This window comes from Burkholderiales bacterium (assembly GCA_013695435.1).
Classification (GTDB): Bacteria; Pseudomonadota; Gammaproteobacteria; order Burkholderiales; family JACMKV01; genus JACMKV01.
This window is the reverse complement of sequence record JACDAM010000284.1, coordinates 1-9,437: the sequence shown is the minus strand read 5'-3', so window position 1 is coordinate 9,437 and position 9,437 is coordinate 1. Positions and strand designations below refer to the sequence as shown.

Sequence of the window (9,437 nt, the reverse complement as noted above, 5' to 3'; positions counted from 1 at the left end):
AGCGCTTTGGCGATCGCTCTCATCGGTTCACCTTGTTTATACAGACGGTAGAGTTCAATGCGCTCGGCTAAGGTAAGTTGTTCATATCGGGTTCCCATGGCAACACCTTATACGGGTGTTGCACTTGATTCGTGAATTCAGGGTATCGCCAGTTTTCCAGCCATCTGATTATGCGCAGCTTGCGCGATCCGGCTGGGCTGCCCGTCGGGCCCGCCTGCTTCTCGCCCTGTCCAGCCTGTTTCTTGTTGCTTCCTGCGCCGTTACGCGCAGTATCCCGGATGCGTCCCAGCCGATAGTCCAGTCGCCAATCGCTCATTTTGAACTGTCGGGACGGCTTGCCGTACGCTACGACGATCAGGGATTCTCCGGCAACGTGCGCTGGGAGCACGGCAGGCCGGCGGCGCTCGATCGGATTTTCCTGAATTCACCCCTGGGTCAGACTGTAGCGTTTCTGGAGCGAGACGCGACAGGCGTGACTCTGGTCGCCGATCAGCAAACCCATCGCGCCGTCGACGCCGAAAGCCTGACGCGGGACGTGCTCGGCTGGACCTTGCCGCTGACCGGGCTCGAGCACTGGGTGTTGGGCAGGGTCGCACCTGAAAATACGCCATCCGTTATCGAGCGCGACAACGCCGGGCGCCTGACCAGCCTGACCCAAAACGCCTGGCGCATCACATTTCCGCGCTATGGCGAAGAGCCGCATCGCGCGCTGCCTTCCCGCATCGACCTGCAATACGGCACGCTCGAAATCAAGCTGATTATCGACGATTGGAACGTCGAATAGTGCACTTCGCGGGTTTGCCGGCGCCAGCCAAGCTCAATCTGTTTTTGCACGTCGTTGGTCGTCGCGCCGACGGCTATCACTTGCTGCAAACCGTGTTTCGCTTCATCGATTTCGGCGACAGCCTGAGTTTCGCATTGCGCGCCGATGGCGAAATCACGCGAACCAATGCGGTCGCTGGCCTGCCGGCCGAAAGCGATCTCTGCGTGCGGGCAGCCAGGCTCCTGCAGACGGCAACCGAAAGCTCGCAAGGCGTGGATATCACCCTGATCAAGCGGCTGCCATTCGGCGGCGGCCTGGGCGGCGGCAGTTCGGACGCGGCGACCACGCTGATCGCGCTGAATCGCCTGTGGCGGCTGGACTTGAGCCGCGAGCGCTTGCAGGAACTCGGGCTTGCGCTGGGCGCCGATGTGCCCGTGTTTGTTTTCGGCGAATCGGCATTTGCCGAAGGCGTGGGCGAACGGCTGCAAGCTGTCTCGTTGCCGCCGGCGTGGTACGTCGTATTGAGCCCGCCGATTGCCGTCGCGACGGCCGGTGTGTTTACCAACCCTGAATTGACACGAAATACGATTCCAATCAGAATGACCGACTTTTCGGTCGGGCAGGGTCGCAACGACCTGGAGCCAGTCGTATGTCGCAATTACCCGGTTGTCGCACAGCATCTGGCATGGCTACGGCGATTCTCGGCGGCGGCGATAACGGGTTCTGGCGCTTGTGTTTTTGCCGCATTCCCCAGCGAGCAGGAAGCCCGGCAAGTGCTCGCCCAACTGCCGCCAACCATGGAGGGCTTTGCCGCACGCGGACTCGATCGTCATCCGCTGCACGGTTTTTAGCTTCCTGGGTTGTTTTTTGGGGAGTCGCCAAGTGGTAAGGCACCGGATTTTGATTCCGGCATTCGTAGGTTCGATCCCTACCTCCCCAGCCACACGCCACATTGTTGATGACATCCGTTTTGACCTCTCGACTTACAGGCTCCGGACTGAAACGCCAACCGCTGTCGGCTAACGAAGTTCCGGACAGCCTGATGGTATTTACCGGCAATGCCAATGTCAGGCTTGCTGAAGACGTCGTCAAAAGCCTGAATATGCGGCTGGGACGGGCCAAAGTCGGCCGCTTCAGCGATGGCGAAGTCATGGTTGAAATCCTCGAAAACGTTCGCGGCAAAGACGTTTTCGTGCTGCAGTCGATGTGCGCGCCGACCAACGATCATCTGATGGAAATTCTGGTCATGGTCGATGCGCTGAAACGCGCGTCGGCGGGCCGCATCACCGCCGCGATCCCCTATCTCGGTTATGCGAGGCAAGATCGGCGGCCGCGCTCCGCCCGCGTTCCGATTACGGCGAAAGTGGTCGCGAACATGCTGACCAGCGTCGGCGTCGACCGCTTGCTGGCGATGGATCTGCATTCCGACCAGATCCAGGGGTTTTTCGATATTCCCGTGGATAACGTCTACGCCCTGCCGATTTTGCTGGGCGACGTCTGGAAGCAGGGCTACAGCGATCTCGTCGTCGTTTCGCCAGATGTCGGCGGCGTGGTGCGCGCACGCGCTCTGGCCAAGCAGCTCGAATCCGATCTCGCCATCATCGACAAAAGGCGGCCGGAAGCCAATGTCGCCAAAGTTATGAACATCATCGGCGATGTCGACAAACGCAATTGCGTCATCATGGACGACATGGTGGATACCGCGAATACGCTTTGCGAAGCCGCGCTGGCATTGAAGAATGAAGGCGCGGCCAAAGTCATCGCGTATTGCACGCACCCTGTTTTGTCCGGCAAGGCGATCGAGCGTATTGCCAAATCGGTGATCGACGAACTGGTGGTTACCGACACCATCCCGCTGACTGAGGCCGCCAAAAAATGTCCGAAAATCCGCGTACTCAGCGTCGCCGGACTGCTCGCCGAAACCATGCTCAGAATCAGCAACGAGGATTCGGTCAGCTCGCTGTTCGTCGAATGATTGTTCGCCTTCAGATCAACGCGTCGCGCCGATCGCGGCTGCGCGCGTAATTCAGAGCAACTCAGGAGAAAAAAATGGCAATCGAAGTCAGCGCAACACCGCGTAAAGCGCAAGGCACGGGTGCCAGCCGCCGTCTGCGCAACGCCGGCCGCGTTCCGGGCATCATCTACGGGGCCAACAAGGCCGTGCAAAGCATTGAGCTCGATCACAACTCGCTGTTCCATCAGTTGAAGCAGGGCGCGCTGCAGGCCTCGATTCTGGATCTGAGTGTCGAGGGCGGCACCGAGCAAGTGCTGCTGCGCGACGTGCAAATGCATCCGTTCCGGCCGATGGTGCTGCACGTCGATTTCCAGCGCGTCTCGAAGGACGAAAAAATCCATATGCGCGTGCCGCTGCACTTCGTCAATGCCGACATCGCGCCGGGCGTGAAGCTGGGCGGCGGGATCGTCAGCCATGTGCTGAGCGACGTCGAAGTCAGTTGCCTGCCTGCCGATCTGCCGGAATCGATCGAGGTCGATCTGGCCAATCTTGCGCTGGGCAGTTCGATACACCTGTCGGAACTGACGTTGCCGCAAGGCGTTGAGTCTATCGTGCTGGTCCGCGGTGACGATCCGGTGGTAGCGACGGTCAACGTGCCGCGCGCAGCGCCAGTTGAGGAAGAAGAAGAGGCTGCCGTCGCGCCTGAGGTTGCCGCGGCGACGACCGAAGCGGAGAAGAAAGAGCCTGAGAAGTCCGAGAAGTCCGACAAAAAAACCCGCGAATAGCGGCGCGATAGCGGACAGCCCGCCGCCGGTCGCGGCGGGCTTTTTTATGATTCGGTAGACGCATGAAACTGGTTGTCGGCCTTGGCAATCCGGGCAGGGAATACGAGCACACGCGGCACAACGCGGGCTTCTGGTGGATGTCTCTTGTTGCTGCAGAGGAGCGCGTAACGCTGAAACACGAAGCGCGTTTCCACGGCGCGGTCGCCCGTGTCGTGCATGCGCAGGGGGAGTGCTGGCTGCTGCAACCGGATACTTTCATGAATCTGAGTGGTCGCGCTGTAGCTGCGCTAGCCAGGTTTTACAAAATCGAATCCGAACAAATCCTGATCGTGCACGATGAGCTCGATCTGCCGGCCGGCGCCGCGAAGCTGAAAAAAGGGGGCGGCGTAAGCGGCCACAACGGCCTGAAGGATATCGCAGCACAACTCGGCACGCGCGATTTCTGGCGTTTGCGATTGGGCATCGGCCATCCCGGCGAACGCAGCGCCGTGGTCGGCTATGTATTGAATCCGCCGCGCCGGGAAGAAGCGGTGTTGATCGCCGAGGCTATGGCAAACAGTCTCGCCGTCTGGCCGCTGCTGCGCGATGGGTATACGCAGGCGGCCATGCTGAAGCTGCACACCAAGACAGAAGGAGTGAGGAGTGAGGAAAAAAAGACTATCCCGTGAATGGTCGGCGAGCGTACTTTCCAAACTTCGCCCCACAACTCGCACCTCATTGTTCGCTCGCATATGAAATGCGGCATTGTCGGCTTGCCCAACGTCGGTAAATCGACGCTGTTCAACGCGCTGGCGAAGGCCGGGATTGCGGCGGAAAATTATCCGTTCTGCACGATCGAGCCCAATATCGGCATTGTCGAAGTCCCCGATGCGCGTTTGTGGAAGCTCGCCGAAATGGTCAAGCCGCAAAAAACGCAGCCGGCGATTGTCGAATTCGTCGATATCGCCGGGCTCGTCGCGGGCGCCTCGAAAGGCGAAGGGCTCGGCAATCAATTTCTCGCCAATATCCGCGAGACCGACGGCATTATTCACGTCGTGCGCTGCTTTGAAGATGACAATGTCGTGCATGTCGCAGGCGGCGTAGATCCCCTTTCCGACATCGAAACCATACACACTGAACTCGCGTTGGCGGATCTGGCGACGGTTGAGAAAGCGGTGATTCGCAATAACAAGTCGGCGCGCAGCGGCGACAAAGAAGCGGCGAAGATGAGCGCGCTTCTCGACACCATCAGCGCACATCTGGATCAGGGTAAGCCCGTGCGAAGTCTCGTGCTCGACAAAGAGCAGTCGGCGCTGGTGAAACCCTTGTGTCTGTTAACCGCAAAGCCTTCTATGTACGTCGCCAATATCGACGACAAAAGCCGGCCCGGCAATCCGCTGGTCGCGCGCGTTCAGCAATTCGCCGCGAAGGAGAATGCGCCGGTCGTTGCCATCTGCGCCGCGCTCGAAGCCGAAATTGCCGACCTGCCCGACGAGGACAAACAGGTATTTCTCGCCGACCTCGGCCTCGACGAGCCGGGCCTGAACCGCCTCGTGCGGGCGACTTATCAGTTACTCGGTCTGCAAACCTATTTCACCGCCGGTGTAAAAGAAGTGCGCGCGTGGACCATACACAACGGCGATACCGCACCGCAGGCGGCCGCAGTCATTCATACCGATTTCGAGCGGGGTTTCATACGCGCCGAAGTCATCGCCTATGCCGATTTCGTCGCGTGCGGCGGCGAGCAGAAAGCCAAAGAAGCCGGCAAGATGCGTCTCGAAGGCAAGGAGTACGTCGTCAAGGACGGCGATGTCATGCATTTCCGCTTTAACGTCTGAGAAGAAATGCTCCCTCCTTGCGCTTCCCTGCCTGCGGCGTCGAAATGCCTGGCCACGTCCGTGTGAATCGTGCCGAGGCCGCAAGCGAAATGATCACGGAACTCGTCGTCGCCAGCAGCAACGCCGGCAAGTTGCGCGAAATCTCGAGGATCCTCGCGCCGCTGAACATCGAAGCCACACCGCAATCCGCTTTCGCAATTTCTGATGCGGCCGAGCCGCATCCGACCTTTGTCGAAAACGCTCTCGCCAAAGCACGGCATGCCAGCGCCTCTTGCCATTTGCCGGCGCTCGCCGACGATTCCGGCATTTGCGTCGATGCGCTCGGCGGCGCCCCCGGTGTCCATTCGGCGCGCTATGCCGACCAGGCGGGCGAGCCGAGGTGCGACGCGCGCAATAATCGGCGGCTGCTCGAAGCGCTGCGCGGTATCGAAGACCGCGCCGCGCATTACGTTTGCGTCATGGTGCTGGTTCGCCACGCCAACGATCCGCAACCGCTCATCGTCGAAGCCGAATGGCACGGCGTCATTGCCGGAGAGCCCCGCGGCGCCAACGGCTTCGGTTACGATCCGCTGTTCGTGATTCCCGAGCTGGGCAAGACCGCCGCGGAAATTCCGCTCGACCAAAAAAATGCGATCAGCCATCGCGGCCGCGCACTGACCTTGCTCGCCGACAAACTGGTCCGGTTCGGGTGAATATGAGTGTTGGATTGCCAATGCGGCGCGAACCCGTCGATCTCCCTGCCGCGCCTCATGCTTTGAGCACGATGCCGCTTGCCCTGTATATTCATATTCCTTGGTGCGTGAAGAAATGCCCCTATTGCGATTTCAATTCGCATGAGGCGCACGGCGAAATTCCGCAGCAGAGTTATGTCGACGTGCTGCTTGCCGATCTGCGGAGCGCGTTACCGGAAGTCCTGGGCCGTGAAATCGTCAGCGTTTTTTTTGGCGGCGGTACGCCCAGCCTTTTCTCGCCGGTGGCAATTGAGCAAATCCTGCTCGCCGCCGATGCGCTCCTGCCGTTCGTGGACGACATCGAAATCACGCTGGAAGCGAATCCGGGAACTGTCGATGCGGTTAACTTCGCGGGCTTTCGCGCAGCCGGCGTCACTCGCCTGTCGCTCGGCATTCAGAGCCTGAACGATGGTCATTTGCGGGCGCTCGGCCGAATTCATGACGCCGGCCAGGCAAAGCGCGCGATCGACATCGCACGGCGGCATTTCGAAAATTTTAACCTCGATCTGATGTATGGCCTGCCCGGGCAGATGGCGGATCAGGCGCTTGATGATCTCGCCGCTGCGCTCGACTACGAGCCGCCGCACCTCTCGGCGTACCATCTGACCCTGGAGCCGAACACGCTGTTTCACAAATATCCACCGGCCTTACCCACCGACGACGACACCAGCGCGATGCAAGCGGCCATCGAGGAAACGCTTGCGGCGCGCGGTTATTGCCATTACGAAACCTCAGCTTTTGCGCTGCCGGGCAGGGAAGCGCGGCACAATCTGAACTACTGGCAGTTCGGGGATTACCTCGGAATCGGCGCCGGCGCGCACAGCAAAATCAGCTCGCACGATGCGATCGTTCGCCAGATGCGCTACAAGCAGCCGCGCGCATATATCGAGCACGCCTCGACTGGCGCCCCGGTTCAGCAGAAAAACGAAATCGCGGCGCACGATCTCGCTTTCGAATTCATGATGAATGCGCTACGGCTGAACCAGGGCTTCGCGCCGGATTTATTCGAGCAGCGCACCGGATTGACCTTGACCGCGATACAGGCCGAACTCGACGAGGCGGTTCAGCGCGGACTGCTCGTCGTCGCGCCCGAACGCATCGCGCCGACGCTGCCCGGTCAGCGCTTCCTGAACGACTTGCTGCAGATTTTTCTGCCTTGAAGAATCAAGGGCAAGCAAAGCGGCTCCGGGCGGCGGCTATTGCCGCGTGAAAATCAAATCCCAGACGCCGTGCCCCAGCCTTAATCCGCGCTGCTCGAATTTGGTCAGTGGCCGATATTCCGGGCGCGCCGCGAAATCGATGGCGGTATTGGCAAGCTCCGGCTCCGCGCGCAACACTGCGAGCATCTGCTCGGCGTAGTCCCGCCAATCGGTTGCAACGTGCACATAGCCGCCCGATCGCAGGCGATCCGCAAGCAGCGACACGAATCCGGGCTGGATCAAGCGGCGTTTATGGTGGCGCGACTTCGGCCACGGATCGGGAAAAAAGATATGCGTACCGGCCAGCGAGCGCGACGCGATCATATGGCGCAAAATCTCGACTGCGTCGTGCTGGATGATGCGCACATTCGGCAGACGCGATTCCTCGATCAGTTTCAGGAGACTGCCGACGCCGGGAGTATGAACGTCGATGGCGAGGTAATTGTTTTCGGGATGATCGATCGCGATTTGCGCGGTCGTCTCGCCCATGCCGAAGCCGATTTCCAGCACGGTAGGCGCGGTGCGGCCGAACGCGCGCGGCAAATCGATCGGAGTGTGCGTGTAGGCGATGCCGTAACGCGGCAGCAAGGTTTCCAGCGCGCGCAGTTGCGCGTTTGAAACGCGGCCCTGACGCAACACGAAGCTGCGGATCGGGCGGTGCGTTGCACTCCGCGCTGCTTCGCTATCCGTATCAGCGCGATCGCGCGGCGCGCCGCTCAAGCTGCCTGCGATTTGTCCGCCGGCGTGATCAGTCCCGCGCTCGGCGAACTTGGGGCAGCGCTATAAAATTTCTTGGCCATGCGCCCGGCAAGCCAGGCTTCGCGCCCGGCTTCCACCGCTTTTTTCATTGCCGAAGCCATCAGCACAGGATCGCGCGCGGCCGCGATTGCGGTATTCATCAGCACACCGTCGCAACCCAGCTCCATGGCGATCGCCGCGTCCGACGCCGTGCCGACACCAGCATCGACCAGCACTGGAACCCTGGCTTGCTCGATAATAATCTGCAGGTTCCACGGATTCAAAATGCCCATGCCGGAGCCGATCAGCGATGCCAGCGGCATGATTGCGGCACAGCCGATGTCTTCGAGCTGCCTGGCGATGATCGGGTCGTCGCTGGTGTAGACCATGACATCGAAACCTTCCTTGACCAGCGTGCGCGCCGCAGCCAGCGTTTCGACGACGTCCGGGTACAGCGATTTCGCATCGCCGAGCACTTCGAGTTTCACGAGCTTGTGTCCGTCGAGCAACTCGCGGGCGAGGCGCAGCGTGCGCACGGCGTCGTCGGCTGTATAGCATCCGGCGGTATTCGGCAGCAGGGTGAATTCGCTGGGCGGCAATACGTCGAGCAGATTGGGCTCATCCCGTTGCTGGCCGATATTGGTGCGGCGGATGGCAACGGTGACGATCTCGGCGCCCGAAGCGAGGATGGCGGCACGCGTTTGCGCAAAGTCGCGATATTTGCCGGTGCCAACCAGCAGCCGCGACGAATAGGTTTTCCCGGCAACCAGGAGCGAATCAGCGGTCGTCATGGCAAGTGATCAGGGGAAGGGAGCAAAGCAGGTGTTGAAGCGGGGTGCTGCGCGACTGCGTCGCGGTCGCTCTGCCCGGCTAGCCGCCGCCGACCGCCGTGATGATCTCGAGCCGATCGCCGTTAACGAGCGACACGTCGTCAAACCGGCTGCGCGTCACGATCTTGCCGTTATGCTCGACCGCGAGGCGTTTGTCGGCGAGATCGAGTTCCGCGAGCAGCTGTGCAATATTCCGGACCTGGCCGAAACTGCGCGGACACCCGTTGATGACAAGTTCCATCAGGTTCAGATAGAAGTCGATGCGATGAAGGAATTTTACGCCGCCTGCTGTCACTCTCAAAGTGCAAGCGACATCGGACGAGATTGCCAAGGGTAACTTCAGCTCATCAGCGCGATGATGGTGCCGGCAATAGGAGTCGAACCCACGACCTTCTGATTACAAATGGCAATTCGCACTCAGACACACTGACTAACCTACCTTAATAAACCTTTACGAAACATAACATATAGCCTATAGTCACCTTAACCGGGTTACACGAAACATGCTGTAGTTTCACCCAATATGTAACCCCGGCGTAACCCCGGAAAGGTGCAAAATGGGCAACAGCTTGAATTTCACCAAGGCCGCGCTTGATGCGTTGCGCCTTCCCGAACCCGGT

At 60.1% G+C, this 9,437-nt stretch carries 12 protein-coding genes and 1 tRNA gene; 9 read left to right on the top strand and 4 right to left on the bottom strand.

The window, feature by feature from the left end:
* On the bottom strand, window positions 1–98 hold a 98-nt coding region (locus H0V78_13925), incomplete at its 3' end, for a helix-turn-helix domain-containing protein (GenBank protein MBA2352834.1).
* Between the two features lie 17 nt (window positions 99–115).
* Here H0V78_13925 and lolB point away from each other — a divergent pair.
* The 9 genes from lolB (at window position 116) to H0V78_13880 (ending at window position 7,210) form a co-directional block, all read left to right on the top strand.
* Window positions 116–784 carry an outer membrane lipoprotein LolB gene (lolB, locus tag H0V78_13920; GenBank protein ID MBA2352833.1) on the top strand — a complete coding sequence of 223 codons (669 nt, stop codon included), beginning with the start codon at window positions 116–118 and terminating at the stop codon, window positions 782–784.
* On the top strand, window positions 784–1,614 hold the full coding sequence (ispE, locus tag H0V78_13915) for a 4-(cytidine 5'-diphospho)-2-C-methyl-D-erythritol kinase (GenBank protein ID MBA2352832.1): 831 nt from the start codon (window positions 784–786) through the stop codon (window positions 1,612–1,614). Before lolB ends, ispE begins: the two co-directional genes overlap by 1 nt.
* Before the next feature lie 17 nt (window positions 1,615–1,631).
* Window positions 1,632–1,706: transfer RNA gene (locus H0V78_13910), tRNA-Gln, on the top strand.
* A 99-nt stretch (window positions 1,707–1,805) separates the two neighbouring features.
* Window positions 1,806–2,738 carry a ribose-phosphate pyrophosphokinase gene (locus tag H0V78_13905; GenBank protein MBA2352831.1) on the top strand — a complete coding sequence of 311 codons (933 nt, stop codon included), beginning with the start codon at window positions 1,806–1,808 and terminating at the stop codon, window positions 2,736–2,738.
* A 74-nt stretch (window positions 2,739–2,812) separates the two neighbouring features.
* On the top strand, window positions 2,813–3,502 hold the full coding sequence (locus tag H0V78_13900; protein MBA2352830.1) for a 50S ribosomal protein L25/general stress protein Ctc: 690 nt from the start codon (window positions 2,813–2,815) through the stop codon (window positions 3,500–3,502).
* Window positions 3,503–3,564: 62 nt separating this feature from the next.
* Entirely contained in the window at window positions 3,565–4,170 is a 606-nt protein-coding gene (gene pth / locus H0V78_13895; protein ID MBA2352829.1) for an aminoacyl-tRNA hydrolase, read from the top strand.
* 63 nt (window positions 4,171–4,233) lie between these two features.
* On the top strand, window positions 4,234–5,319 hold the full coding sequence (gene ychF, locus H0V78_13890) for a redox-regulated ATPase YchF (protein ID MBA2352828.1): 1,086 nt from the start codon (window positions 4,234–4,236) through the stop codon (window positions 5,317–5,319).
* Between the two features lie 92 nt (window positions 5,320–5,411).
* Window positions 5,412–6,011 carry an RdgB/HAM1 family non-canonical purine NTP pyrophosphatase gene (gene rdgB, locus H0V78_13885; GenBank protein ID MBA2352827.1) on the top strand — a complete coding sequence of 200 codons (600 nt, stop codon included), beginning with the start codon at window positions 5,412–5,414 and terminating at the stop codon, window positions 6,009–6,011.
* A gap of 20 nt (window positions 6,012–6,031) precedes the next feature.
* On the top strand, window positions 6,032–7,210 hold the full coding sequence (locus H0V78_13880; GenBank protein ID MBA2352826.1) for an oxygen-independent coproporphyrinogen III oxidase-like protein: 1,179 nt from the start codon (window positions 6,032–6,034) through the stop codon (window positions 7,208–7,210).
* Window positions 7,211–7,246: 36 nt separating this feature from the next.
* Here the strand turns inward: H0V78_13880 and trmB are convergent, their stop codons facing one another.
* The 3 genes from trmB to thiS form a co-directional block, all read right to left on the bottom strand.
* Window positions 7,247–7,981, bottom strand: coding sequence for a tRNA (guanosine(46)-N7)-methyltransferase TrmB (gene trmB, locus H0V78_13875; GenBank protein ID MBA2352825.1), 735 nt, complete (start codon window positions 7,979–7,981; stop codon window positions 7,247–7,249).
* Entirely contained in the window at window positions 7,966–8,778 is an 813-nt protein-coding gene (locus H0V78_13870) for a thiazole synthase (protein MBA2352824.1), read from the bottom strand. Before H0V78_13870 ends, trmB begins: the two co-directional genes overlap by 16 nt.
* 79 nt (window positions 8,779–8,857) lie before the next feature.
* A complete protein-coding gene (gene thiS, locus H0V78_13865) occupies window positions 8,858–9,058 on the bottom strand; it encodes a sulfur carrier protein ThiS (GenBank protein MBA2352823.1) in 201 nt (66 codons plus the stop codon).
* Window positions 9,059–9,437 lie beyond the last annotated feature (379 nt).

Excerpts from the sequence above, each read along its gene's own strand:
- H0V78_13905 (MBA2352831.1), top strand. The coding sequence starts at position 1,806 with ATGGTATTTACCGGCAATGCCAATGTCAGGCTTGCTGAAGACGTCGTC.
- H0V78_13900 (MBA2352830.1), top strand. The coding sequence starts at position 2,813 with ATGGCAATCGAAGTCAGCGCAACACCGCGTAAAGCGCAAGGCACGGGT.
- pth (MBA2352829.1), top strand. The coding sequence starts at position 3,565 with ATGAAACTGGTTGTCGGCCTTGGCAATCCGGGCAGGGAATACGAGCAC.
- ychF (MBA2352828.1), top strand. The coding sequence starts at position 4,234 with ATGAAATGCGGCATTGTCGGCTTGCCCAACGTCGGTAAATCGACGCTG.
- H0V78_13880 (MBA2352826.1), top strand. The coding sequence starts at position 6,032 with ATGCGGCGCGAACCCGTCGATCTCCCTGCCGCGCCTCATGCTTTGAGC.
- H0V78_13870 (MBA2352824.1), bottom strand. The coding sequence starts at position 8,778 with ATGACGACCGCTGATTCGCTCCTGGTTGCCGGGAAAACCTATTCGTCG.
- thiS (MBA2352823.1), bottom strand. The coding sequence starts at position 9,058 with ATGGAACTTGTCATCAACGGGTGTCCGCGCAGTTTCGGCCAGGTCCGG.